This window comes from Brucella pseudintermedia (genome assembly GCF_008932435.1).
Lineage (GTDB): Bacteria > Pseudomonadota > Alphaproteobacteria > Rhizobiales > Rhizobiaceae > Brucella > Brucella pseudintermedia.
Genome location: NZ_WBWE01000001.1, coordinates 401576 through 426806 on the forward strand (window position 1 = coordinate 401576; position 25231 = coordinate 426806).

Here is a 25231-nt window from a genome sequence, read left to right on the forward strand (position 1 = left end):
TGCAACGGAGCATTTTCATGACCATCATCCTCAAGCCCGGTTCTGTCCCGCTCGAAACGCTGGAGACTATCTATCGTAAGGCCGTTCCGGTGCGCATCGACCCGGCCTTTCATGTCGGTGTTGAAAAAGCGGCAGCGCGCATTGCGGAAATCGCGGCAGGCGACGAGCCGGTTTACGGCATCAATACCGGCTTCGGAAAACTCGCCTCGATCCGCATTGCGGCAGGCGATGTCGCCACGCTCCAGCGCAATCTGATCCTGTCGCATTGCTGCGGCGTCGGCGAACCGCTGTCGGAAGACATCGTGCGTCTCATCATGGCGCTGAAGCTGATCTCGCTCGGTCGCGGTGCATCCGGCGTGCGGCTTGAAGTCATCACTCTCATCGAAGACATGCTGGAAAAAGGCGTGATCCCGATGATCCCGGAAAAGGGCTCTGTCGGTGCTTCGGGCGACCTTGCGCCGCTCGCCCACATGACCGCCGCCATGATCGGCGAAGGCGAAGCCTTTTATCAGGGCGAGCGCCTCTCCGGCGCTAAGGCGCTGGAAAAGGCCGGGCTGAAACCGGTCGTGCTTGCCGCCAAGGAAGGGCTGGCACTCATCAACGGCACGCAGACCTCCACCGTCTTGGCGCTGGCCGGTCTCTTCCGCGCCCATCGAGCGGCGCAGACAGCGCTCATCACTGGCGCGCTGTCGACCGATGCCGCCATGGGATCGGATGCGCCTTTCCACGAGGAAATCCACACACTCCGCGGCCACAAGGGCCAGATCGATGCCGGTCGCGCACTGCGCGCCCTGCTCGAAGGTTCCGTCATCCGCCAGAGCCATCTTGAAGGCGACCAGCGCGTGCAGGACCCCTATTGCATCCGCTGCCAGCCGCAAGTCGATGGCGCTTGCCTCGATATTCTGCGGCAAGCAGCGCGCACGTTGGAAATCGAGGCCAATGCCGTCACCGACAATCCGCTCGTTCTTTCGGATGGCCGCGCCGTATCGGGCGGCAATTTCCATGCCGAACCTGTCGCCTTCGCTGCCGACCAGATTGCGCTTGCCGTCTGCGAGATCGGCGCAATCTCACAGCGCCGCATCGCGCTTCTGGTCGACCCGGCCTTGTCGTTTGGCCTTCCGGCGTTCCTTGCCCGCAAGCCGGGGCTCAATTCCGGCCTGATGATCGCGGAAGTCACCTCCGCCGCGCTGATGAGCGAAAACAAGCAGATGGCGCATCCCGCTTCCGTCGATTCCACCCCCACCTCGGCCAATCAGGAAGATCATGTGTCCATGGCCTGCCATGGCGCACGCCGTCTTCTTCAGATGACCGCCAACCTCAACGCCATCATCGGCATTGAGGCACTGACCGGCGCGCTCGGCGTGGAGCTTCGCGAGCCGCTGACCACCAGCCCGGAACTTGGCAAGGTCATCGCCGCGCTTCGCGGCCGCGTGCCAACGCTGGAAGAAGATCGCTACATGGCCGACGATCTCAAGGCCGCTGCCGAACTGGTAGCCGATGGCACGCTTTCAAGTGTTGTTTCCGCTGGCATCCTGCCCGATCTGGAGGCGTGAAATGAGCGCCTTTGAAATCCGTCAGGGCACGTCGCCTGTCATTCTCGGCCTCCCGCACACCGGAACCGATGTGCCGGACGACATTTTTGCGCGCCTCAACGATAACGGCAAAATCCTTGCCGATACTGACTGGCACATTCACCGGCTCTACGATGGCCTGCTTGACGATGCAACGACGGTGCGCGCCACCTTCCATCGCTATTGCATCGATGCCAATCGCGATCCGGCAGGCGTCAGTCTCTATCCGGGCCAGAACACGACGACGCTGATCCCCGAAACCGACTTTGATGGCGTTGCCATCTGGAAGGACGGCGAAGCGCCGACCGAAGCCGATATTGCCGACCGCATCGCCCGTTTTCACAAGCCCTATCACGACGCGCTTGCCGCCGAAATCGAGCGCGTCAAGGCGATCCATGGTGTCGCCATTCTCTATGACTGCCATTCGATCCGGTCCCATATCCCGTTCCTGTTCGAAGGCAAGCTGCCGGATTTCAACATCGGGACGGATATGGGCAAGACTTGCGCGCCCACCATCGAAGCCGCGGCTGTCGAGATAACGGGACAGGCTGAAGGCTACACGTCGATCCTCAATGGCCGTTTCAAGGGCGGCTGGACCACGCGCCATTACGGCAAGCCGGAGAGCGGCGTCCACGCCATCCAGATGGAGCTTGCCCAGTCCACGCATCTGGCCACCGAAGCGGTTCCCTTCGCCTATGACGAGGCCAAGGCGGAAAAGCTCCGCGTGCATCTCAAATCCCTTTTGCAGCAGCTGGAACAGCTGGCTCCCAAATTAATTTCCTGAGGAGAACATCATGTCCAATCCACGCCATAACGAGCGCGAAGTGCGCGCTCCACGCGGCAGCGAACTCAATGCAAAAAGCTGGCTCACCGAAGCCCCGCTTCGCATGTTGATGAACAACCTCGACCCCGATGTGGCCGAGCGCCCGCATGAGCTGGTCGTTTATGGCGGCATCGGTCGCGCCGCCCGCACCTGGGATGATTTCGACCGCATCGTCGCGACCCTCAAGACGCTCAACGAAGACGAAACCCTGCTGGTGCAGTCGGGCAAGCCCGTCGGCGTTTTCCGCACCCACAAGGATGCGCCCCGCGTCCTGATCGCCAATTCCAACCTCGTGCCGCATTGGGCGACCTGGGATCATTTCAACGAACTGGATAAGAAGGGTCTTGCCATGTATGGCCAGATGACCGCCGGTTCGTGGATCTATATCGGCGCGCAGGGCATCGTTCAGGGCACATACGAGACCTTCGTGGAAGCCGGTCGCCAGCATTATGACGGCAACCTCAAGGGCAAGTGGATTTTGACCGGCGGTCTTGGGGGCATGGGCGGCGCACAGCCTCTCGCAGCCGTCATGGCCAGTGCCTGCTGCCTTGCGGTTGAATGCGATGAAACCCGCGCCGATTTCCGCCTCCGCACCCGTTATGTCGATGAAAAGACCCACAGCCTCGACGAAGCGCTGGCAAAGATCGATGAGTGGACCAAGGCAGGCGAGGCAAAGTCCATTGCGCTCATCGGCAATGCGGCTGAAATATTCCCGGAACTCGTCAAGCGCGGCGTACGTCCCGACATCGTCACCGACCAGACTTCCGCTCACGATCCGGTGCATGGCTATCTGCCGATCGGCTGGACGGTCGCCGAATGGCGCGCCAAGCAGGAAAGCGATCCGAAGGCCGTCGCCAAGGCCGCCCGTGCCTCGATGAAGGTGCAGGTTCAGGCCATGCTCGATTTCTGGAATGCAGGCATTCCGACCGTCGATTACGGCAATAATATCCGCCAGATGGCGCTGGAAGAAGGCCTGGAAAACGCCTTCGACTTCCCGGGCTTCGTTCCCGCCTATATCCGCCCGCTCTTCTGCCGCGGCATCGGGCCTTTCCGTTGGGCTGCCCTTTCCGGCGATCCGGAAGATATTGCAAAGACCGACGCCAAGGTGAAGGAGCTGCTGCCGGACAACAAGCATCTGCACAACTGGCTCGACATGGCGAAGGAACGCATCGAGTTCCAGGGCCTGCCCGCACGCATCTGCTGGGTCGGCCTCGGCGACCGTCATCGCCTCGGCCTCGCCTTCAACGAAATGGTCAGGAACGGCGAGCTGAAAGCGCCGGTCGTGATCGGTCGCGACCATCTCGACAGCGGCTCGGTTGCTTCACCGAACCGCGAGACCGAAGCGATGAAGGACGGCTCCGACGCCGTCTCCGACTGGCCGCTTCTGAACGCGCTTCTCAACACGGCCTCGGGCGCAACATGGGTGTCGCTCCATCACGGCGGCGGCGTCGGCATGGGCTTCAGCCAGCATTCGGGCATGGTCATCTGCTGCGACGGCACCGAAGATGCCGACCGGCGCATCGGTCGCGTGTTGTGGAACGACCCTGCAACGGGGGTCATGCGTCATGCCGATGCGGGCTACGACATAGCCCTCGACTGGGCAAAGCAGCAAGGTCTGCGCCTGCCCGGCATCCTCGGCAACTAACGCTGAATACCAAAGGCGACCCTCTCGCGGGGGGTCGCCTTTTTCATTGAAAAACCATGCATACAGGGGAATAACATGACAGACACCACACTTGGCCGCAATGAGAGCTCTCGCGGCCCTGCTGCCTTGAAACTGGTGCTATACAGTTTCATAGGCATCTTCTTCTTTTTCGTGCCCGTTACCATCGGCGGCAAATCCACCATTCTGCTCGACCACGCAGCCACCGCCGTAGCGACCCAGCTTCGCCCATTCGCACTGGCCTTTGTGTGCGTGCTGATCGCCTACGGCGCATTTGCGCCCTTCGTCACCGGCAAGTGGAAAGCCAACCTCACCGAAGCGATCTTCTCGGTCCTGCGCGTCGTCGGCTTCGTGCTGGCCTGCATGTATCTGGCCGGTGTGGGCCCTGCCGTCCTTTTCACGCCCGACATGCTGCCGTTCCTGTTCGACAAGCTCGTCCTGTCGGTCGGGCTCATCGTCCCTATCGGTGCGCTGGCGCTTGCCTTTCTCATCGGCTACGGCCTGCTGGAATTTACCGGCGTCATCGTCCAGCCGATCATGCGCCCGATCTGGCGCACGCCGGGCTGGTCGGCCATCGACGCCGTCGCTTCTTTCGTCGGCAGCTATTCGCTCGCCCTCCTGATCACCGACCGCGTTTATAAGGAAGGCAAATATACCGCGCGGGAAGCGGCTATCATTGCCACCGGCTTTTCCACGGTTTCCGCCACGTTCATGATCATCGTCGCCAAGACGCTTGGCCTGATGGATGCATGGAACCTTTATTTCTGGTCCACATTCTTCGTCACGTTCATCGTTTCGGCCATCACCGCCCGCCTGTGGCCGCTGAGCCGCATGGATCATCCGGGCGACCGCGATACGCCGCTGCCCGCTGGCAAGGGCCGCATTCAAACGGCAATCGAAACCGGCATCCAGCAGGCACAAAGCGCGCCAAAGCTTCTGCCGCTTCTGTGGGCGACCTTCCTTGATGGCCGGCGCATGGCGGCGATGATCCTGCCGAGCATCATGGCCGTCGGCCTTCTCGGCCTGCTTGCTTCCAAATATACGCCGATCTTTGACGTTCTGGGTCTCGCCCTCTACCCGTTCACCTGGATCGCGCAACTGGCCGACCCGATGCTTGCCGCAAAATCCATGGCCTCCGGCCTTGCCGAAATGTTCCTGCCCGCCATCCTGCTGAAAGACGCCGATGTCGTCCTGAAATTCGTGGCCGCAGTGGTTTCGGTCAGCCAGGTCCTGTTCCTGTCGGCTTCGATCCCTTGCGTGCTGGCAACATCGATACCGTTGAAGTTCCGCGACCTGATCGTGATCTGGTATATCCGCACCGCGCTCAGCATCCTGTTCACGGCGCCGATTGCGTTCTGGGCAGCGTCCAAGGGATGGCTCGGCTGATGCCCTCTCTCCTGAAGGCAGACAACCACCGCCGCATGCCGTGGAAAAACGGCGGCGGCGTCACGATCGAAATCGCCATTCACCCGCAAGGCGCGTCAGTCGATGATTTCGACTGGCGCATCTCCACGGCAACAGTGGCCAACGACGGCCCCTTTTCCGTCTTTCCCGGCATCGACCGCACATTGTCGGTGCTGGAGGGGGACGGCATCGTGCTTGATGTCGAGGGGCACGAAACGAAACTCACCCGCGAAAGCGCACCGCTGGCTTTCGCCGCCGACGCCCGTTCCAGCGCGCGCCTGACCGGATCGGCCATTACCGACCTCAATGTCATGACACGGCGCGGTCGTTTTACCCATAGGGTCAGCCGTCTGCCGGTCGATGACACCACATTGGTTGTGGCCGATGGCAACCCGGCGCTTCTTTTCTGCGCCGAAGGCCAGCTCCACCTGATTTCGGACGGCGAGGCCATTCGTCTGGAGAAACTGGACTGCGCGGATTTCGCAAACTGCGCCGCCATGCCCCTGACGATCAAGGGCAAGGGAACGGCATTTCTGATCTCGATCATTGCAGCCTGAACAAGCCCGTCGCAGCGGCCAGACGCCCGCACGAAAAATATTCCCATAAAACATGGGGTGGCATATGAAAGGGTCGCGACTTGTGTCGCGGCCCTTTCACGTCAGGACTTATCCCACATGGCCGTTTCAGCAGAAGAACTTGAAAACCGCATCGTTTATGTCAACGGCGAATATGTCACCGCCCGCGATGCCCGCATTTCCATTTTCGACCGTGGCTTTCTCTTCGGTGACGGCATTTACGAAGTGACCGCCGTTCTGGAAGGCAAGCTCATCGACAGCGAACCGCATATGACGCGCCTGCGCCGCTCGACCGGCGAGATCGGCATTCCCATGCCGATGAGCGAGGATGAGATTGTTGCCATCGAGCGCGAATTGATCCGCCGCAACAATCTGACTGAAGGTCTGGTCTATCTGCAAGTGACGCGCGGCGACGGACGCGACCGGGATTTTGTGCCTGCAAAGGACATGAAGCCATCGGTTGTTCTGTTCACACAGGAAACCGGCCTGCTCGACAAGCCGGTACTGAAGACCGGCGCGCGCGTGCTTTCGCTCGAAGATCTGCGCTGGAAGCGCCGCGACATCAAGACCGTCTGCCTGCTGCCGCAGGCGCTCGCCAAGGAAATCGCCAAAAACGCCGGTTGCGATGAAGCATGGATGATCGAGGACGGCTACGTGACCGAAGGCGCATCGTCCACCGCCTATATCGTGACGATGGATGATGTCGTCGTCACGCGTCCTAACAGCAATTCCATCCTGCCCGGCTGCACGCGGCGCTCGCTTCTGCAACTGATCGCAGAGACCGGCATGAAGTTGGAAGAGCGGCTCTTCACCATTGAAGAAGCCTATGCTGCAAAGGAAGCTTTCCTCACCAGCGCAGGCACATTCGTCACGCCGATTACGGTCATTGATGAAAAGACCATCGGCGATGGAAAGCCCGGCCCGATCGCCCAACGCCTGCGCGAAATCTATCTCGACCACGCCCGCTGCACGGCAATCTGAAGCAAGATGCGCCTTTTCCCTCGCTTCTCATCCTGAGCTTGCCGAAGGATCGAAGGAGAGAGGGAAACGCACTACGCCTGCCCCCATCCTTCGACAAGCTCAGGATGAGGGACAAACGCCGAGGTTCCTCAGCGCTTCTGGTTATAGACGTCGATACACACAGCCCCCAGCAGCACGACCCCCTTGATGACCTGCTGGTAATCGATACCGATGCCGAGGATCGACATGCCGTTGTTCATCACGCCCATGATCAGCGCGCCGATCACCGCACCCGTCACCCGACCGACGCCGCCATAGGCCGAGGCACCACCGATGAAGCAGGCCGCGATCACGTCCAGCTCAAAGCCGATACCGGCCTTGGGCGTCGCCGTGTTGAGGCGGGCCGCAAAGACTAGACCGGCGAGTGCTGCCAGCACGCCCATATTGACGAATGCAAGGAAGGTCAGCCGCTCGGTCTTCACGCCGGAAAGCTTGGCGGCATGGCGGTTTCCGCCCACTGCATAAATCTGCCTCCCGAGCACCGTCCGGTTGGTGAGAAACGCATAGGCCGCGATCAGCACAGCCATGATGATGAGCACGTTCGGCAGGCCGCGATGCATGGAAATCAACAGCGACAGATAGGCAATCGCGGCAAAGAACAGAATGTTCTTGATGACGAACAGGCCGAACGGCTCCGTTTCCACTTCATGGGCGATATGGCGCTGGCGCGATTTCACATTCTGCCAGATCATGAAACCTGCAAGCAGCACGCCGATGACGAGCGATGTCAGATAGACGCCGCCGCTTGTGCCGATGATTTCCGGAATGAACCCCGACGACAGCTTCTGGAACACGACCGGAAACGGACCCACCGACTGCCCGCCCAGCACGGCCAGCATCAGGCCCTTGAAGACCAGCATTCCCGCCAGCGTCACGATGAAGGACGGAATATTGAAATAGGCGACCCAGAAGCCCTGTATCGCGCCGATGAGACCGCCCACCAGCAGGCACAGAATTGCCGCGATGGGAAAAGGCACGCCGAGCTTGACCATCATCACGGCAGCAAGCGCGCCGATAAAGCCGCAGACCGAGCCGACCGAAAGGTCGATATGGCCGGTGACGATGATGAGCAGCATGCCGAGCGCCATGATGACGATATAGCTGTTCTGCAGCACCAGATTGGTGAGGTTCAGCGGCTTCATCAGCACGCCGCCCGTCACGATCTGGAAAAAGATCATGATCGCGACCAGCGAGAGCAGCATGCCGGATTCGCGCAGATTGTTCTTGAGATAGCGCCCCACGCTGCTTGCCGGAACCTTCGATCCGCTGCTTCCGATGATATTCTCGCTCATTGCCGTTTTCCCTTGTTCCGCATGATGGCGCGCATGATATTTTCCTGCGTTGCTTCCTCTCCGGCGACTTCGCCGACGAAAGCGCCTTCATGCATGACGACGATGCGGTCGCAGATGCCGATCAGTTCCGGCATTTCCGAAGAAATGACGACCACGCCCTTGCCGCTGTCTGCCAGTGAATTGATGATTGTGTAGATGTCGTATTTCGCGCCGACATCGATGCCGCGTGTCGGCTCGTCAAGGATGAGTACGTCCGGGCCGGTGAAGAGCCATTTCGACAGCACCACCTTCTGCTGGTTGCCGCCCGAAAGCGTGCCGGTTTCCTGATAGACGTTGTGGCAGCGAATGCTCATCTGCTCGCGATAGGAATTCGCGACCTTCATTTCGCGAATATCGTCGATGACGCCTTTCGGGCTGACACCGCGCAAATGCGCGAGCGAGATGTTGCGCGAAATATTCTCGCCCAGAACGAGGCCAAGCTTCTTGCGGTCCTCGGTCACATAGGCAAGGCCGGACTTGATCGCCCGCGCCACAGTGGAAATATCCGCCTGCTTGCCGTTGATGCGCGCCTCGCCACTGATATTCGTGCCCCATGAACGCCCGAAAAGGCTCATGGCGAATTCCGTACGGCCCGCGCCCATCAATCCGGCAATGCCGACGATTTCGCCCGCGCGCACCTTGAACGAGACGTTCTTGACCGAGTGCCGCTCCGGATGCAGCGGATGATAGACCGACCAGTTATCCACTTCAAAGATCACGTCACCGATCTTGGGATCACGCTTCGGGTAGCGGCTCTCCAGATCGCGATCCACCATCTTGCGAATAATGTCGTCTTCCTCGACCTCTCCCGCATGGCAATCGAGCGTGGCGACCGCCTTGCCATCGCGCAGCACCGTGATCTTGTCGGCAACTTCGCGGATTTCGTTGAGCTTGTGCGAAATGAGGATCGACGTGATGCCCTGTGCGCGAAACTCCCGCAGAAGCGCAAGCAACGCCGCGCTGTCGGTCTCGTTGAGGCTCGCGGTCGGTTCATCGAGGATCAGAAGCCGCACGCGCTTTGACAATGCCTTGGCGATTTCGACAAGCTGCTGCTTGCCGACACCAATATCGGTGACGAGCGTATCTGGCTGCTCCGACAGGCCAACCTTCTGCAAAAGCTCACGGGTGCGCTTGTGCACCGTGCTGCGATCAATGACACCATAGCTCGCCGGCGGATTGACGAGGAAAATGTTCTCGGCAATCGTCATCAGCGGTATGAGCGCCAGCTCCTGATGGATGATGACGATACCGAGCGCTTCGGAATCGTTGATGTCGCGAAACTGCCGTTCCTCGCCGTCAAAGAAGATCGATCCTTCGTAGCTGCCATGCGGATAAACACCCGACAGCACCTTCATCAGGGTCGACTTGCCCGCCCCGTTCTCGCCCACAAAGGCGTGGATCTCGCCCGGCATCACGGTAAAATTGACATCGCTCAGCGCTTTGACAACCCCGAAAGACTTGCTGATGCCGCGCATTTCCAGAAGCGGCTTGCCGGTGATTTCCGGCTTGCCGTCAGGCTGCTCGCGCAGGACAGGATTGGCTACATTCATCGCTCGCTCCCATTACAAGTTCTGCAACCATTGCCCACACAAAAAGACAACGCTGTCAATCGTCAAGCCTACCCCAGCCGTAAGGCTGGGGGGTTTGGGGCAATGGCTTGCAGAAAGCTCCGGGCATATCCTCCGATATGCCCGGAACATGAAATTACTGGATCTGGTCTTCCTTGTAGTAACTGCTATCGACCAGAACCTGTTTCCAGTTCGACTTGTCGACGATCACCGGCTTGAGCAGATAGGACGGCACGACCTTGACGCCATTGTCATAGGTCTTGGTGTCGTTGACTTCCGGCTCCGTGCCGCTCATCAGCGCATCGACCATGTCGACCGTGACCTTGGCCAGTTCACGGGTATCCTTGAAGATTGTCGAGTTCTGCTCACCGGCAAGGATCGACTTCACCGAAGGCACTTCCGCGTCCTGACCGGAGACAACCGGCATCGGCATGTCGCCGCTGCCATAGCCTACACCCTTGAGCGACGAGAGGATACCGATGGAAATGCCGTCATAGGGCGACAGGACCGCATCGAGCTTCTTGTCGGCATAATAGGCGGAAAGGATCGAATCCATGCGAGCCTGGGCGGTTGCGCCGTCCCAGCGCAGGGTCGCCACCTTGTCCATGCCGGTCTGGCCGCTGCCGATAACGACCTTGCCGCTATCGATATAAGGCTGCAGCACCGACATCGCGCCGTTGTAGAAGAAATATGCGTTGTTATCGTCCGGCGAGCCGCCGAAAAGTTCGATATTGAACGGGCCCGGCTTGTTCTTCAGGTCCAGAGCCTTTTCGATGGACTGTGCCTGCAGCACGCCGACCTGGAAATTGTCGAAGGTCGCATAGTAATCGACATTCGGCGTATCGCGGATCAGGCGATCATAGGCGATGACCTTGATGCCCGCATCGTGCGCCTTGGCCAGAACATCGGAAAGCGTCGTGCCGTCGATGGACGCAACGACGAGAACCTTGGCGCCCTTGGTCACCATGTTCTCGATCTGCGCAAGCTGGTTCGGCACATCGTCTTCGGCGTATTGAAGATCGGTCTGGTAGCCGCGCTCCTTCAACACCTTGACCATGTTGTCGCCATCGGCAATCCAGCGCGCCGAAGACTTCGTCGGCATGGCGACGGCGACAAGACCCTTGTCTTCCGCATGCGCCAGACCGCTAAAGGCAAGCGCGGCCATCGCGACTGCCAGTGTTAGAGATTTCATGCCTGCCATTGTCTCACTCCCAAATTGGGACAGGTTTGCGCCTGTCGTTCTCCCAAAATTTCCGCCCCCGCCTTCCGGCCACGCGGAATTCCTCACATCGTGGGCCTCGTCAGCCCGCGATCTTGTCCCATGCCGCAACCGCGCGTCCGGCACGTTCGCGAACCTCAGCCGCCGTAAAACCGGCCTTGTAAAGACTGGAACCCAATCCGAAACAGCTCACGCCCGCTGTCCGAAAGGTCGCAAAATCCGCTTCGGAAACGCCGCCCACGGCACCGACCGGAATATCCTTCGGCAAGACGGCGCATACCGCCTTAATGCCGTCAGCACCCAGCACGCTTGCCGGAAAGAACTTCAGTGCCGATGCGCCTGCGCGGATCGCCGTGAACGCTTCCGTCGGCGTGAACACACCCGGCATCGTCACCATGCCATGCTGTCCGGCACGGCGGATGACATCCGGCTCAACATTCGGGCTGACCAGCAGCCTGCCGCCCACATCATTGAGACGGTCCACATCTTCGACACTCAGCACGGTCCCGGCCCCGATCAACACATTGGCGGGCGCAAGCTTCACAGCCTTCGCGATCGACATAAACGGCTCCGGCGAATTGAGCGGGATTTCGATAGCCTCGAAACCGGTTTCGATCAGTGCACCGACAATCGCCTCGGTCTCCTCCGGGCGAATGCCGCGCAGGATCGCGACCAGCGGATAGCGCAATTTCGGCCATGCGATGCGGTCACTCATTGCGCAGTTCCTCCGAAAGCGTGCCGTGCCGCCATGAACAGTCCATCACGCACCAGCTCGTCCGCCGCCACGCGCCGAACCGTCAAGCCGCCGATTTCAAGCGCACTGCCGTAGAGCGCGCCCATCGTGTCATCCGAAAGGAGCAGCACTTCTCCGGGTCCGCCGTAAAGCGTGCGCCCGCCCGCAACCTCCAGCCCGATCAGCAGGCCGGAAAGCCGCGCCAGCTGGTCGGTCGGCTTGCGATCATGCACGAGCCATCCTGCGCGAATGGAGAAAAGCGCGTTGGAAATCAGCGCCGGATTTTCGAGCGACGCCCTGACGCCCGCTGCGAAAGCCGCGCCATGCGGATCGGCCCCGCCCGCACCTTCCAGCGCACCGGCCAGCACAGACTTGTCCTTCAAAAGAGCGAACATTTCGCCGGTCATGAAGGTTCGGTAATCGGCAAGACCGCCATCGGCAATCCGCACCCATTTGGCATGGGTGCCGGGCATGACGACAACGGCATCGCGGGTACCACCATGCACGAGGCCGAGCAGCTTTGTCTCCTCGCCGCGCATCACATCGGGCGATGCCTCGTCCCGCCGCGCAACGCCCGGCAGCATGATGACGTTGCGGCGCGCAGGCACGCGCACCGCAGCCTTCACGATACCGTCCAGCCCGGCGGGAAGGCTCATATAAGGAGCCTCGATCCAGCCAGTCCGCGAACCGGCCATCCCGCAGATCACCACCGGCAGATCATCCGGCGCACTGAGCGAAGCAAGGTGCCGTTCGAGCGTCGGCTCAAAACCAGCTTCCTTTGCCTGCAACAATCCATCGTCGCCGCGGCTTTCGCCCAGCACATTGCCATCGCGATCCAGCGTCCAGAGGCGGAACCGGGTGGTGCCCCAGTCCGCTACTGCTGCAAATGGCTTTTTATCGAGAGCCATCCGGGTCGGCCTTAGTGGTTGTCTCGCGGCAGGCCACGCGTATGCGCGATATCCTGATACTTGACCGCATTTTCCAGAACCGCGCCGGTTTCCATCTGGCCGACAACCGCACGCTGGATTTCCTGCCACGGCGTCTGGCTTTCCGGATATTTATAGCCGCCAGCCGCTTCCAAAGCCTTGCGGCGCTCAGCCAGTTCCTCATCGGAAATCAGGATATCCGCAGTGCCGCGACCGAGATCGATGCGCACGCGGTCGCCGGTCTTCAAAATGGCGAGACCACCGCCTGCCGCAGCTTCCGGCGAGGCATTGAGGATGGAAGGCGAACCCGAAGTGCCCGACTGGCGACCGTCGCCGATGCAAGGCAGCGAAGTAACGCCCTTCTTCAAGAGATAATCCGGCGCGCGCATGTTGACGACTTCCGCCGCACCCGGATAACCGATCGGCCCGGCACCGCGCATGAACAGCACCGTATGCTCGTCGATTTCCAGCGACGGATCGTCGATGCGGTGATGGTAATCCTCCGGCCCGTCGAACACGACCGCCTTGCCTTCAAAGGCATTCGGATCCTTGTCGTCGGAAAGGTAACGATTGCGGAACTCGTCCGAAATGACGCTCAGCTTCATGATCGCCGACGAGAACAGATTGCCGCGCAGCACGCGGAAACCGGCATGCTTCTTCAGCGGCTGGTCGTAGGTCTTGATGACATTGCCATCTTCGATGGTCGCGTTCTTGCAGTTCTCGCCAATGGTCTTGCCGTTGACGGTCAGCGCATCCTCATTGATGAGCCCCTGTCCCATCAGCTGATTGACGACAGCCGGGACACCGCCGGCATGATAATAGTCCTCGCCCAGATATTCACCGGCAGGCTGGAGATTGACCAGAAGCGGAATTTCCTCGCCATATTTCTGCCAGTCATCCACCGTCAGCTCCACGCCGACATGGCGCGCCAGAGCGTTCAGGTGGATCGGCGCATTGGTCGAGCCGCCAATGGCGGAATTGACGCGGATCGCATTGACGAAGGCATCCTTGGTCAGAATGTCCGACGGCTTCAGGTCTTCATGAACCATTTCCACAATGCGGCGTCCCGTCAGATAAGCCACTTCCTGACGGTCGCGATACGGCGCCGGAATAGCGGCGGAACCGGGAAGCTGCATGCCGAGCGCTTCGGCAAGCGAGTTCATGGTCGTGGCCGTGCCCATCGTGTTGCAATAGCCGGTCGATGGAGCGGAAGATGCAACCAGCTTGACGAAGCCCTGATAGTCGATCTCGCCCTTGGCCAGCAATTCGCGCGCCTTCCAGACGATGGTGCCCGAACCCGTGCGTTCGCCACGGAACCAGCCATTGAGCATCGGGCCCACCGAAAGGGCGATGGCCGGAATATTGACGGTTGCCGCCGCCATCAGGCAGGCAGGCGTGGTCTTGTCGCAACCAATCGTCAGCACGACGCCATCGAGCGGATAGCCGTAAAGCACTTCCACGAGGCCGAGATAGGCAAGGTTGCGGTCGAGACCGGCGGTCGGGCGCTTGCCGGTTTCCTGAATCGGGTGCACCGGAAATTCAATGACGATGCCACCCGCCTCGCGGACGCCTTCGCGAACACGCTTGGCCAGTTCCAGATGATGGCGGTTGCAAGGCGAGAGATCGGAACCCGTCTGCGCAATGCCGATGATCGGGCGACCGGACTGCAACTCTTCCTGGCTTAGGCCGTAATTCATGTAACGCTCCAGATAGAGCGCGGTCATATCGACATTATCGGGATTGTCGAACCAGGCGCGCGAGCGGAGCTTCGGTGTTTTCGGAGAGACGGGCTTGTTCATTTCATTGTCCTGCATGGGTAAGAGACCAGAAAGCGATCTCGATTCCTTCGACGCCGATCCTTAAAAATCAGATCGACATTCCAGATGTTTGGTTCATCGCGCATCTTGTCCGAAAACCGTTTCACACTTTCCGGGATGCGCTTTAATCTTCAAAAGCTTCGACGACATGGCGCTTTCCGAGCAGAAACGCATCGGCCACATGGGTCAGCGGAGCGAGATCGACATCCGAACGCCCCGCGCCGATCAATTGCACGAAACGCTTGTAAAGTCGTTGATATTCACGGTCAGGTTCGGCCATCTTCTCAGCCCCGGCAACGGTCAGGCGGCTGCCGCCATGGCTGAGCAGAACCGTGCCCTTGTCCGTCTCAACGCGAATATCCCAAGTCTGCGGGCCGGTTTGCCGCCAGTCCAGTTCAAACGAAACCGGTATGCCGCTTTCCGTCTGGAACTTGAGGTCAGCGGCAATGGGCGCCGCGCGGTTTTCTGGAAAGTACAGATCGGATTGGGTCAGGAAAAAGCGTTCCGGCAGGATATGCGTGACGATTGAAAGCGCATTGATGCCCGGATCGAACACGCCAAGCCCGCCCGGCTCCCATATCCATTGCTGGCCGGGGTGCCAGTGGCGCACATCTTCCTTCCATATGACCGAAACCGAACGGATTTCCGCATCTGTCAAAAATTCCCGCGCCGGTTCGACCGCTGCGGCCTCGCGTGAATGCCACGTGGCATAGAGCGTAACGCCTTGTGCTTCAGCGAGCCGCTCCAGCGCCTGCACTTCCGAAATGGTCGCGCCGGGAGGCTTTTCGAGCATCACATGCTTGCGCGCCTTCAGGGCTGCATAGGCTTGGGCGAAGCGGCCTTGTGGCGGTGTGCACAGCGACACCGCGTCAATGGCGACATCGCTGCCAAGCAACTGCTCGATATCGTGAAAGGACGGCAGACCGTCCAGCCCGGCATTGCGGCTGGCAATGGCTTTCAGCTCGATGCCATCGACGGCTTCAATCGACGGCAGATGCTGGTCGCGCGCGATCTTGCCGAGACCGACGATTGCAAGCGCGATGTTTGATTGCGCCGCCATTTCAGAGCGCCTTCACGACAACGTCTTCGGCGGCTGCCTGCGCCAGCCTGTTGACCAGCGGATAGCGGAACGGCTTGGCGGAAATCTCGAACTGGTCGCCAGTTTGCGTCTTCACGCCTTCCGAGAACGATAGGGTCGCCGTGCCGAAGAAATGGACGTGAATATCGCCCGGACGGCGGAACAGTTCATATTTGAAATGATGGTGTTCCAGATTGGCAATCGTGTGCGACATGTTCGCTTCGCCCGAGAGGAACGGCTTTTCAAAAATGACCTCATTGCCGCGGCGAATGCGCGATACGCCTTCCACATGATCCGGCAGCGCGCCCACATAAAGTTCCGGCCCGAGCGCCGCCTGCCGCAGCTTGGAATGAGCAAGCCAGAGATAATTCTGCTTCTCCGTCACATGGTCGGAAAATTCATTGGCAAGGCAGAAGCCGAGCCGGAACGGCGTACCATCCGGGCCGATCAGGTAGATGCCCGCCAGTTCTGGTTCCTCGCCGCCGTCTTCGGCGAAGGAAGGCGAAACCAGTTCGCCGCCAGTTGCCACCAGCGCGGAACCATCGCCCTTGTAGAACCATTCAGGCTGCACGCCGGTCTCGCCCGGCTTCGGCTTGCCGCCCTCGACGCCCATCAGGAACATGCGCATGGAATCGGTCGGCTTTTCAGCCGCCTGCGCGGCCTTGTGCATCTTGTCGCGACCGTCGGCGGAACCGAGATGCGTCAGGCCCGTACCGGCAACGATCAGATGCGCTGGATCGGCATGGGTGATCGGCAAGCCGACGCGACCCGCAGCAAGCGCTGCTTCTATATCGACGGCTTCGCCCTTGCCGCTCTGCGCCACCTGTTCTTCAAGGCTGATGCCTGCGGCAATTGCCGCCGAGGCCAGTTCATAAGTCGTTGCCACGCCCCTGACGACATGCGCCGCTCCCTCGTCATTGCAGGCAGCCACACGCATTTCTCCGCTTTCATCGCGGAACTGGACCAGACGTAACATTCAACCTCCCATTTTCCGCATTACCCTTTGCGGAATTCACCCTGACCGCTTGAAAACACCAGAAGGCGTCAATCCACGGTTCGCGTTATTAATATGACTATTTTGCTGTGGGTCGCTTTGTCAAGCAAGCAGACGCCCCCACATGCAACGTTCAGAAAAACGGCTCGACCAACCTTGCGTCAAGCCTTTGTTTAATATTCATAAATTTGGATATTGCCCGTTTGTCGCACCGGCATTTTATTGGGAAATACCGAAAGGCGCTTGCCATAAAGTAATATTATATGCTTCATAAAAGCGAAGGCCGGGAGGGCCTTGATATTGGGAGGAACTATCATGAAACGCAGTCTGGCGGCCCTGACGGCCGCACTATCGCTTGCCCTGATTTCCAGCGCATCCGCCGCATCGCTGACGGTCGGCTTTTCGCAGATCGGTTCGGAATCGGGCTGGCGCGCCGCTGAAACCGCCCTGACCAAGCAAGAAGCTGAAAAGCGCGGCTATACGCTGAAATTCGCCGACGCCCAGCAGAAGCAGGAAAACCAGATCAAGGCCGTTCGCGGCTTCATCGCCCAGGGAGTTGATGCGATCCTGATCGCGCCGGTCGTCTCCACCGGCTGGGACGCGGTTTTGAAGGAAGCCAAGGAAGCGGAAATTCCGGTCGTCCTGCTCGACCGCCAGATCGATTCCCCGGAAGACCTTTACCTCACCGCCGTCACCTCCGATCAGGTGCATGAAGGCAAGGTCGCCGGTGACTGGCTTGTGAAGGATGTGGGCGACAAGCCATGCAATGTGGTCGAGCTTCAGGGCACCACCGGCTCCTCGCCTGCCATCAACCGCAAGAAGGGCTTCGAGGACGCGATCAAGGGCCACGACAACATCAAGATCACCCGTTCGCAGACCGGTGACTTCACCCGCACCAAGGGCAAGGAAGTCATGGAAAGCTTCATCAAGGCCGAAGGCGGCGGTAAGAATATCTGCGCCGTCTATGCCCATAATGACGACATGGCTGTCGGCGCCATTCAGGCCATCAAGGAAGCCGGCTTGAAGCCGGGCACCGAGATCAAGATCGTATCGATCGACTCCGTGCCGGATATCTTCCAGGCCATGGCCGCTGGCGAAGCCAATGCGTCGGTCGAACTGACGCCGAACATGGCAGGCCCGGCCTTCGACGCGATTGAAGCCTTCAAGGAAAAGGGCACCGTTCCGCCGAAATGGATACAGACGGAATCGAAGCTCTACACGCAGGCTGACGATCCGAAAGCCGTCTACGAAGCCAAGAAGGGCCTCGGCTACTGATCCGCTTCATCCGGGCCGTTGCCGGCCCGGATATCCCTTTTGCGAAGCGCAAACGGAAGAATGCCATGGCTGCAAAAGACGCTGCATCGGCGGCGGGAACACCGCTTCTTGAAGCCCGTTCGATCACCAAATCCTTTCTCGGCGTAACCGCGCTCGACCATGTCGATTTCATGCTCAACCGCGGTGAAATCCATGCATTGCTCGGCGAAAACGGCGCGGGCAAATCCACGCTCATCAAGATATTGACCGGCGCCTATCACGGCTTCGACGGTTCGATCCTGCTTGAGGGACAGCCGATTGCGCCCGCATCCGTCGCGGAAGCGCAGACGCTCGGCATCGGCACGGTCTATCAGGAGGTTAATCTCCTCGAAAACCTGACAGTTGCCGAAAACCTGTTTTTGGGCCGCCAGCCCAAGCGCTTCGGGCTGGTCGATCGCGGGCGGATGGAAAAGGACGCGGCGAAACTCCTTTCGCGCTACAGCCTCGCTATTGATGTTGGTGCGCCCCTGTCCGCCTATTCGGTGGCCATCCGTCAGATCATCGCGATTGCCCGAGCCGTCGATCTTTCCGGCAAAGTGCTGGTGCTTGATGAGCCCACCGCCAGTCTCGACGCGCGTGAAGTCGACATGCTGTTCGGCGTGCTGCGGCAACTGAAGGCTGACGGCCTTGGCATTGTCGTCATCACCCATTTTCTCGATCAGGTCTATGCCATTGCTGATTGCGCCACCGTGCTGCGCAACGGACGGCTGGTCGGCAGCCGCAACCTTTCCGAGTTGCCGCGAACCGACCTGATTTCCATGATGCTTGGCCATCAGTTGCAGGAAACCGTACGCCGCCAGTTGACTGAAGAAGTCAGCGACGAGACGGTTGCGCCGATCCGTTTTTCGGGCTTCGGCAAGAAGGGCAGCGTTGCGCCCTTCGACCTCTCGATCAAGCCCGGAGAAGCCGTCGGCATTGCGGGTCTTCTCGGTTCGGGCCGCACGGAAACCGCGCTCCTGATGTTCGGCGTCGATCAGGCCGACAGCGGAACCCTTGCCGTTGACGGAAAGGAAATCCGGCTGCCCTCGCCGGTTGCGGCGATTGCCGAGCGCTTCGCCTTCTGCCCGGAAGAGCGCAAGACCGATGGCATCATCGGCGATTTTTCGGTGGCCGAAAACATCGCGCTTGCCGTTCAGGCCAAGCGCGGCTGGTCGAGACCGATCTCTTCACGCGAGAGGACCGCGCTTGCCCAGCGCTATATCAAGGCGCTTGATATCCGACCGCCCGATCCCGACAAGCCGATCAAGTTCCTGTCCGGCGGCAACCAGCAGAAAGCCATTCTGTCCCGCTGGCTCGCCACCGATCCGCGCCTCCTGATCCTCGATGAGCCGACGCGCGGCATCGATATCGGCGCCCATGCCGAAATCCTCAAGCTCATCGGCGAGCTTTGCGCGGAAGGCATGTCGCTTGTCATCATCTCGTCCGAACTCGAGGAGCTTGCCGCCGTCGCCAACCGTGTCGTCGTCCTCTCGGATCGTCGCCATGTCGCGGAACTGAAAGGCGAGGAAATCACCGCCGACAATATCGTGCGCGCAATCGCAGAGACCGGAAGCGAAAAGGAAGCGGCCGCATGATTGCCCGCATGACCAGAAAACTGAAAAGACTTGCCCCCCAGCTCGCTGCCCTTGTGCTCATTCTGGCGGCGAACACCATCATCGCGCCCGGATTTCTCGACATTTCCTTCCAGAACGGACGCCTCTATGGCAGCCTCATCGATATTCTGGTGCGCGCCGCTCCGGTTGCCATCCTGTCGGTCGGCATGACGCTGGTGATCGCAACGCGCGGCATTGATCTGTCGGTCGGCGCGGTCATGGCGATCAGCGGCGCTTTTGCCGCCTCGCTCATCGTGGCGGGCTATCCGCTTGCAATCGTCATTCCGGCAGCGCTCGGCGTCGGGCTGCTATGCGGCCTGTGGAACGGCTTTCTGGTTGCCGTCTTCGATCTCCAGCCGATCATTGCAACGCTGATCCTCATGGTGGCAGGGCGCGGCATCGCCCAGCTTGTCACCGAAGGCGCAATCCTAACCTTCAACAGCGATTCCTTTGCAGCCCTTGGCTCCGGCTCCTTCCTTGGCGTACCCGTTCCGGTACTGATATGGATTCTGGCCGGTCTCGCGGTGGGCCTTGCAGTGCGCACAAGCGCGCTCGGTTTCCTGATTGAGGCAACCGGCATCAACCGGCGCGCGGCGATGCTGGCAGGGGTCAAGGCCCGCTTTCTCCTGTTCAGCGTCTATGCTGTTTCCGGCGTGGGTGCTGCCCTTGCCGGGCTGATCGCGGCGGCGGATATTCGCGGCGCGGATGCCAACAATGCCGGGCTATGGCTCGAACTCGATGCCATTCTGGCGGTCGTCATCGGCGGCACCTCGCTCAATGGCGGCCGGTTCTCGATCATGGCCTCGCTGCTCGGCGCGCTCATCATCCAGGCGATCAATACCGGTATCCTGATGGCGGGCTTCCCCCCGGAATTCAACCTCATCATCAAGGCGATCATCATCGTGATCGTACTCACCTTCCAGTCGCCGGCCATTGTCCAGCTGATTGCCTTCCTGCGCTCCGAACGCAAGGGCAACCGAGCCAAGCCGGTTCGCCAAAGCCAGCAGGAGGCACAACAATGAGAGCGCTTCGCAATCTGCCTTTCCTGACAACTGTGGCGATCTTCCTGCTTGCCTATGCCGTCTGCATTATCCAGTTTCCGAACATGCTGTCCACGCGGGTGATCGGCAACCTTCTGACCGACAATGCCTTTCTGGGCATCGCCGCCGTCGGCATGACATTCGTGATCCTTTCGGGCGGAATCGACCTGTCGGTCGGCTCGGTCATCGCCTTCACCAGCATCTTTGTCGCCGTTCTGGTGGGGCAGCTCGGCGTGCATCCGCTCATGGCTTTCGCCCTCATTCTGGTGATCGCCGCACTGTTCGGGGCGTGGATGGGCATGATGATCCATTTCCTTGGCATTCCGCCCTTCGTGGCCACGCTTGCGGGCATGTTTCTGGCACGCGGCGCGGCCTTCCTCATTTCGACGCAATCCGTACCCATAGCGCATCCGTTTCTCGATACGTTGCAGGGGCTTTATCTCCGGCTTCCGGGCGGCGGCAGGCTGACATTCATCGCCATGCTCATGCTCGCGGTCTTCATCATCGGCGGCATCATCGCCCATCGCACGCGGTTCGGCGCCAACATCTATGCGCTTGGCGGCAACCAGCAGTCGGCGGAACTGATGGGTGTTCCGATTGCCCGCACCACAATCGGCATCTATACGATGTCGGGCATCCTTTCCGGCCTCGCCGGGATCGTCTATACGCTTTACACCTCATCGGGCTATTCACTGGCAACGGTTGGGGTGGAGCTGGACGCCATCGCCTCGGTGGTGATCGGCGGAACGCTTTTGACGGGTGGCGCGGGCCTTGTGGCAGGCACGTTCGTCGGCATTCTCATACAGGGCCTGATCCAGACCTACATTGTTTTCGACGGAACGCTGTCTTCATGGTGGACGAAAATTGCAATCGGTATATTGCTGTTCCTCTTCATTGCTCTGCAACGAGGACTTGTGTGGTTTTCCGATATAAAAAACGCGCGGCAACGCATGAAGGAGGCCTGAATTGGGATTGCTGGAAACGGCCATAACCGGACGCAAGCGCCACAACAGCCACGCGGTGGTGGTGGGGGAACTGGGCCGCGGGATCGTCGCGGGAAACATCCCTGAAGGCTCGATCCTTCCGGGCGACCATGAACTGTCGCTGCGCTTCGGCGTATCCCGCACCGTTCTGCGCGAGGCGATGAAGACGCTTGCCGCCAAGCGCCTCATCGAACCCAAGGCCAAAGTCGGCACGCGGGTTCTGGGCCATGCCAGCTGGAATTTCTTCGACCCCGATGTGCTGACCTGGCGCTTCGAAGCGGGCTTCGATGAAGTCTTCGTCGATCATCTGGCGGAAATGCGCATGGCGCTGGAACCGGCGGCAGCGGCTGCCGCCGCGGAACGTGCCTCCAGCGACGAGATCGTCGAGCTTTATGCGCTCGCCGCCAAATTCGACAATCCGGACCACACGCCGGAATCCATCGCCAAGGTCGATCTGGAATTTCATCTTGCCATTGCCCGCATGTCCGGCAACCCGTTCATGCGCTCGGTCAGCGGCCTGATCGAGGCGGCGCTGGCAATCTCGTTCCAGCTTTCATCGCCTGCGGCATCGCGGGAAGGCATTGCCGAATGTGCGGCCAATCACCTGCGCATCGCGCACGCCATTGCATCGCGCGATCCGCAGAAAGCGCGGCTGGCCATGGAAAGTGTCATCCAGCTTGGCGTCGAGCGTATCCGCGACGTGATATGACCGTTACGAGACGGTCAGCGCGAACTGAGGATCGCCGCGCAGCGTGTTGCTGACGGTGCAGATTTCCTCGGCCATTTCGGCGAGACGATGCTTTTCTTCATCGGTCAGATCGCCATCGAAATGAAAGGTGATGTTGAACCGCTCGATACGCGACGGTCCTTCATGCGCCTTGTCGCCCTTCACCTCCACTCGAACATCCGTCAGCTTTTCCTTCAGATCGAGCTTGCCGGCGGCAATGCGCGCGCTCAATGACATGCAGGCAGCGACCGACGAATAGATGAGATCGAGCGGATTGAACCCCGCCTGGCTAACGCTGGTGACGATCTCGACCACACCGCCGGTCGGCGTGGTGACGACCGGGAGCTTTCCATGCGGCATTTCGGCGACGGCACCCGTCTCGCGGGTTCTGACTTTCAGTTCGCTCATTCCTGAATTCTCCTGTAGTCCACATGCCGCGCCAGCCAGCAGCCGACGGTCATGCCTGTTATCCCGCCTTTTGCGTCGCGCTGGAAGACAAGTTTCCATTCGCCGGGTGACGGCGCATCCATCGAGCGCTGCACCGGCAAAAGCCAAACATCCGGCCCTGCTTCATAGAGCGGATACATATCGCTCTTGCCGAGAAAACCCTCGAAAGCCCCGTAGAACGCGCCGCCCTGATCAACGATCAGAAGATCGGCCTCCAGTTCGTCGCTGCGATAGCGCCCTGCAATATCCTGCTTCGCTGCACCTTTCAGGCGCTGCATCGTCAGGCTCAGATTTTCATACTCACGCATAAGCTTGATGGTATCGCCGTCGCGGCGGATCGTGGTCATCGAGGAACGCGCTTCACGTTCGCTCACCACATCCATCAATTCCGGCCCGGTGCCGAACCGCGCCTTCATGCGCCCGCGCCCGGCATCTTCGAGGCTCAGCACGAGGCCGGTTTCATGGTCCAGCCACGAACCGAACCATGCGGCATCGGCTTCAACCCGAGCCGGTTCGGTCGTTGAAACGCCAAGCGCGATATTCATCAGCTTGAAGGCAACATCCGATGCGCCGCCCTCAAAATTGAACATGGCGATGGTCGAAAGGCGTTCGTCGACGCTATGCCAGCGCTGGCAGCGCCAGCCGCGCAGCGCACCGCCATGGCCGGTGAGCCGCCTGCCGCCCGCTTCCTCGAACTTGAGGCCGAGACCGTAGGGAGCCGCGTTGCCGTCGCTGAAAGTCTGCGGACCGCTGAGGCGGCGATAGATTCCGTTTTCGTCATCCCGGGTCGCGTCGATGAACTGCTCCCACGCGATCATATCGTCGAGAGATGCGCAAATACCCGCATCGCCCATCCAGTGGATGCGATTGACGGCAGGCAGGAAGCCGCGCACCGTGTCGCCCTCATAGCCGGTGCATTCGTCAAACAGCGCCGTATCGGGGATGAGTTCTGCAGTCTTCATGCCCGCAGGCTTGAAAATACGCTCCGACAGCAGCTCGATCAGCGTTCGGCCTGTATGCTGTTCGATAAGATCAGCCAGAATGCGGAAATTGCCGTTGCAATAGGAATAATGCGTGCCTGGCGCGAAATGCGTGGTCTTCAGGCGGCGCAGCAGGCTTTGCGCCTGTTCAGGCAGAAAGACGCCTTCCGGATCGGCCCCGCACAGTACCGTGAGCGCCCAATAATCGCGCAGGCCCGACTGGTTGTTGCACAGGTCACGCACGCCTGGCCGCTTTTCCGCAAACCTGTCAAGATAGGCGGCAAGCGCATCGTCGAGAACTTCCGGCTCGCCAACGCTGTCGAGAAGCACGGCGCAGGTGAACTGCTTGCTGACCGAGCAGATCGGCATGCGCGTTTGCGGCGTCATCGCCTTGCGCGCGGCAAGATCGGCAAAGCCCCAAGCGTGGCGCAGCACCACCTTGCCATCCTTCACCACGGCAACCGCACCGCCCGGTCCCTTATAATGCTGCGGAACGGTGCGAACGAAGGCCTCAAGTGCGGGAAGATCGAATTTTTGCATGATGCTCAGGCGACTCAAATAAAATCAGGAGCCGCCACGAGGCATCATTTTGTCCGTTCGATCAAGGCCATCGCCGCGTGCGGATTATGCGCCTTATAGCCGCTGATGACATAGAGATAGACATCGCGGGCAATGTAATCGGCAACGGGCGGCGTGACGGTCTTCAAACCTTCGGCAAGCTCTCCGGCGGCAATCGCCTCGGCCCGCGCCGCCCATTGATCCAGTTCGTCCTTGCTGTAGCCGCCCGGTTCGCTTTCCTTCGTCCCCATGATGCGGAAATAGGCGAAGGGTGCGGTCATATCGGCAAATTGCGGAAAGTCGCTGTCGCCCGCAATCACCACCGCCACCCCATATTCGCGCAAGAGCGCGATGAACTCCGGCGAGTTGAAACTGTCGTGGCGCACTTCCACCGCGTGGCGCACATCGCGCCCGTCGACCCGCTTGGGCAGAAGCTTCAAGAACGCCTCGAAATCAACCGGGTCGAACTTCTTTGTCCCCATGAATTGCCAGTTGACCACACCGAGCTTGTCCTTCAGCTCCATCATGCCGCCAGTCATGAATTTCTCGATGCTCTCGCCTGCTTCAGCCAGCACGCGGCGATTGGTGGAAAAACGGGGCGCCTTCAGCGAGAATACAAAGCCGTCCGGCGTCTCGTCATGCCATTTGGCGAAGGTCGCAGGTTTCTGCGGACCGTAATAGGTGCTGTTGATCTCGATCGATGTGAGCTTGCTCGACGCATATTCGAGCTGGCGCTTCTTCGGCAGTTTTTCGGGGTAGAAGCTCTCGTCCCACGGTTCATAGGCCCAGCCGCCAATGCCGATGCGGATATTGCCCGTCTTTTCCTTGGCCATCGCCTTTCCTCCATACCGGTGCATCATGAGTTCAT

22 protein-coding genes are annotated in these 25231 nt (G+C 60.1%); 11 read left to right on the plus strand and 11 right to left on the minus strand.

From position 1 onward, the window contains the following. The first annotated feature begins 17 nt into the window (after positions 1-17). The 6 genes from hutH (at position 18) to F9K78_RS01915 (ending at position 7017) form a co-directional block, all read left to right on the plus strand. Positions 18-1553: a histidine ammonia-lyase gene (gene hutH / locus F9K78_RS01890; RefSeq protein ID WP_121985897.1), complete on the plus strand. Its 1536-nt coding sequence runs from the start codon at positions 18-20 to the stop codon at positions 1551-1553. Between the two features lies 1 nt (position 1554). After that, the gene (gene hutG, locus F9K78_RS01895) at positions 1555-2355 is read left to right on the plus strand and encodes an N-formylglutamate deformylase (RefSeq protein WP_121985896.1); all 801 of its coding nucleotides are present in this window, start codon (positions 1555-1557) and stop codon (positions 2353-2355) included. Between the two features lie 10 nt (positions 2356-2365). After that, entirely contained in the window at positions 2366-4039 is a 1674-nt protein-coding gene (hutU, locus tag F9K78_RS01900; protein WP_121985895.1) for a urocanate hydratase, read from the plus strand. 75 nt (positions 4040-4114) lie between these two features. Further along, positions 4115-5443, plus strand: coding sequence for a YjiH family protein (locus F9K78_RS01905; protein WP_121985894.1), 1329 nt, complete (start codon positions 4115-4117; stop codon positions 5441-5443). Beyond that, a complete protein-coding gene (locus F9K78_RS01910; protein WP_376902996.1) occupies positions 5443-6018 on the plus strand; it encodes a HutD/Ves family protein in 576 nt (191 codons plus the stop codon). Before F9K78_RS01905 ends, F9K78_RS01910 begins: the two co-directional genes overlap by 1 nt. A gap of 117 nt (positions 6019-6135) precedes the next feature. Further along, complete coding sequence (locus F9K78_RS01915; protein ID WP_121985893.1) at positions 6136-7017, plus strand: D-amino-acid transaminase; 882 nt, start codon at positions 6136-6138, stop codon at positions 7015-7017. Between the two features lie 128 nt (positions 7018-7145). On the opposite strand, the gene mmsB is transcribed toward F9K78_RS01915, so the two are convergent. From mmsB to araD1, 8 genes are all read right to left on the minus strand, one after another. After that, positions 7146-8348, minus strand: a complete 1203-nt coding sequence (gene mmsB / locus F9K78_RS01920; RefSeq protein ID WP_121985892.1) for a multiple monosaccharide ABC transporter permease — start codon at positions 8346-8348, stop codon at positions 7146-7148. Next, positions 8345-9937, minus strand: coding sequence for a multiple monosaccharide ABC transporter ATP-binding protein (mmsA, locus tag F9K78_RS01925; RefSeq protein ID WP_121985891.1), 1593 nt, complete (start codon positions 9935-9937; stop codon positions 8345-8347). Before mmsA ends, mmsB begins: the two co-directional genes overlap by 4 nt. A gap of 154 nt (positions 9938-10091) precedes the next feature. Beyond that, entirely contained in the window at positions 10092-11156 is a 1065-nt protein-coding gene (chvE, locus tag F9K78_RS01930) for a multiple monosaccharide ABC transporter substrate-binding protein (protein WP_121985890.1), read from the minus strand. A 100-nt stretch (positions 11157-11256) separates the two neighbouring features. Further along, positions 11257-11889, minus strand: a complete 633-nt coding sequence (locus tag F9K78_RS01935) for a 2-dehydro-3-deoxy-6-phosphogalactonate aldolase (RefSeq protein WP_121985889.1) — start codon at positions 11887-11889, stop codon at positions 11257-11259. Continuing rightward, positions 11886-12815, minus strand: a complete 930-nt coding sequence (locus F9K78_RS01940; protein ID WP_121985888.1) for a 2-dehydro-3-deoxygalactonokinase — start codon at positions 12813-12815, stop codon at positions 11886-11888. The genes F9K78_RS01935 and F9K78_RS01940 overlap by 4 nt, the downstream gene beginning before the upstream one ends. Before the next feature lie 11 nt (positions 12816-12826). Then, on the minus strand, positions 12827-14632 hold the full coding sequence (locus F9K78_RS01945) for an IlvD/Edd family dehydratase (RefSeq protein WP_121985887.1): 1806 nt from the start codon (positions 14630-14632) through the stop codon (positions 12827-12829). Positions 14633-14774: 142 nt separating this feature from the next. Further along, complete coding sequence (locus F9K78_RS01950; protein ID WP_121985886.1) at positions 14775-15710, minus strand: Gfo/Idh/MocA family protein; 936 nt, start codon at positions 15708-15710, stop codon at positions 14775-14777. A 1-nt stretch (position 15711) separates the two neighbouring features. Next, entirely contained in the window at positions 15712-16704 is a 993-nt protein-coding gene (gene araD1, locus F9K78_RS01955) for an AraD1 family protein (protein WP_121985885.1), read from the minus strand. 333 nt (positions 16705-17037) lie between these two features. Between araD1 and ytfQ the strand changes: the two genes are divergently transcribed. From ytfQ to F9K78_RS01980, 5 genes are all read left to right on the plus strand, one after another. Next, entirely contained in the window at positions 17038-17997 is a 960-nt protein-coding gene (gene ytfQ / locus F9K78_RS01960) for a galactofuranose ABC transporter, galactofuranose-binding protein YtfQ (RefSeq protein ID WP_121981791.1), read from the plus strand. 65 nt (positions 17998-18062) lie between these two features. Then, a complete protein-coding gene (locus F9K78_RS01965) occupies positions 18063-19610 on the plus strand; it encodes a sugar ABC transporter ATP-binding protein (protein WP_121985884.1) in 1548 nt (515 codons plus the stop codon). Next, positions 19607-20650, plus strand: a complete 1044-nt coding sequence (locus F9K78_RS01970) for an ABC transporter permease (protein WP_121985883.1) — start codon at positions 19607-19609, stop codon at positions 20648-20650. The genes F9K78_RS01965 and F9K78_RS01970 overlap by 4 nt, the downstream gene beginning before the upstream one ends. Then, entirely contained in the window at positions 20647-21633 is a 987-nt protein-coding gene (yjfF, locus tag F9K78_RS01975) for a galactofuranose ABC transporter, permease protein YjfF (RefSeq protein WP_121985882.1), read from the plus strand. Before F9K78_RS01970 ends, yjfF begins: the two co-directional genes overlap by 4 nt. Before the next feature lies 1 nt (position 21634). After that, positions 21635-22360 (plus strand): FadR/GntR family transcriptional regulator, encoded by a 726-nt coding sequence (locus F9K78_RS01980; RefSeq protein WP_121981746.1) that lies wholly within the window; start codon positions 21635-21637, stop codon positions 22358-22360. 3 nt (positions 22361-22363) lie between these two features. On the opposite strand, the gene F9K78_RS01985 is transcribed toward F9K78_RS01980, so the two are convergent. From F9K78_RS01985 to F9K78_RS01995, 3 genes are read right to left on the minus strand one after another with little or no spacing between them, the layout of a single operon-like run. Beyond that, complete coding sequence (locus F9K78_RS01985; RefSeq protein WP_121985881.1) at positions 22364-22786, minus strand: OsmC family protein; 423 nt, start codon at positions 22784-22786, stop codon at positions 22364-22366. Further along, positions 22783-24345, minus strand: coding sequence for a D-aminopeptidase (locus F9K78_RS01990; protein ID WP_121985880.1), 1563 nt, complete (start codon positions 24343-24345; stop codon positions 22783-22785). The genes F9K78_RS01985 and F9K78_RS01990 overlap by 4 nt, the downstream gene beginning before the upstream one ends. Before the next feature lie 44 nt (positions 24346-24389). Next, a complete protein-coding gene (locus tag F9K78_RS01995) occupies positions 24390-25196 on the minus strand; it encodes a DUF72 domain-containing protein (RefSeq protein WP_121985879.1) in 807 nt (268 codons plus the stop codon). Between the last annotated feature and the right edge of the window lie 35 nt (positions 25197-25231).

Coding starts and splice junctions, on each gene's coding strand:
- mmsA (WP_121985891.1), bottom strand. CDS start 9,937: ATGAATGTAGCCAATCCTGTCCTGCGCGAGCAGCCTGACGGCAAGCCG.
- hutG (WP_121985896.1), top strand. CDS start 1,555: ATGAGCGCCTTTGAAATCCGTCAGGGCACGTCGCCTGTCATTCTCGGC.
- F9K78_RS01985 (WP_121985881.1), bottom strand. CDS start 22,786: ATGAGCGAACTGAAAGTCAGAACCCGCGAGACGGGTGCCGTCGCCGAA.
- mmsB (WP_121985892.1), bottom strand. CDS start 8,348: ATGAGCGAGAATATCATCGGAAGCAGCGGATCGAAGGTTCCGGCAAGC.
- yjfF (WP_121985882.1), top strand. CDS start 20,647: ATGAGAGCGCTTCGCAATCTGCCTTTCCTGACAACTGTGGCGATCTTC.
- araD1 (WP_121985885.1), bottom strand. CDS start 16,704: ATGTTACGTCTGGTCCAGTTCCGCGATGAAAGCGGAGAAATGCGTGTG.
- ytfQ (WP_121981791.1), top strand. CDS start 17,038: ATGAAACGCAGTCTGGCGGCCCTGACGGCCGCACTATCGCTTGCCCTG.
- F9K78_RS01945 (WP_121985887.1), bottom strand. CDS start 14,632: ATGAACAAGCCCGTCTCTCCGAAAACACCGAAGCTCCGCTCGCGCGCC.
- hutU (WP_121985895.1), top strand. CDS start 2,366: ATGTCCAATCCACGCCATAACGAGCGCGAAGTGCGCGCTCCACGCGGC.
- chvE (WP_121985890.1), bottom strand. CDS start 11,156: ATGGCAGGCATGAAATCTCTAACACTGGCAGTCGCGATGGCCGCGCTT.
- F9K78_RS01935 (WP_121985889.1), bottom strand. CDS start 11,889: ATGAGTGACCGCATCGCATGGCCGAAATTGCGCTATCCGCTGGTCGCG.
- hutH (WP_121985897.1), top strand. CDS start 18: ATGACCATCATCCTCAAGCCCGGTTCTGTCCCGCTCGAAACGCTGGAG.
- F9K78_RS01970 (WP_121985883.1), top strand. CDS start 19,607: ATGATTGCCCGCATGACCAGAAAACTGAAAAGACTTGCCCCCCAGCTC.
- F9K78_RS01990 (WP_121985880.1), bottom strand. CDS start 24,345: ATGCAAAAATTCGATCTTCCCGCACTTGAGGCCTTCGTTCGCACCGTT.
- F9K78_RS01910 (WP_376902996.1), top strand. CDS start 5,443: ATGCCCTCTCTCCTGAAGGCAGACAACCACCGCCGCATGCCGTGGAAA.
- F9K78_RS01915 (WP_121985893.1), top strand. CDS start 6,136: ATGGCCGTTTCAGCAGAAGAACTTGAAAACCGCATCGTTTATGTCAAC.
- F9K78_RS01965 (WP_121985884.1), top strand. CDS start 18,063: ATGGCTGCAAAAGACGCTGCATCGGCGGCGGGAACACCGCTTCTTGAA.
- F9K78_RS01995 (WP_121985879.1), bottom strand. CDS start 25,196: ATGGCCAAGGAAAAGACGGGCAATATCCGCATCGGCATTGGCGGCTGG.
- F9K78_RS01905 (WP_121985894.1), top strand. CDS start 4,115: ATGACAGACACCACACTTGGCCGCAATGAGAGCTCTCGCGGCCCTGCT.
- F9K78_RS01940 (WP_121985888.1), bottom strand. CDS start 12,815: ATGGCTCTCGATAAAAAGCCATTTGCAGCAGTAGCGGACTGGGGCACC.
- F9K78_RS01950 (WP_121985886.1), bottom strand. CDS start 15,710: ATGGCGGCGCAATCAAACATCGCGCTTGCAATCGTCGGTCTCGGCAAG.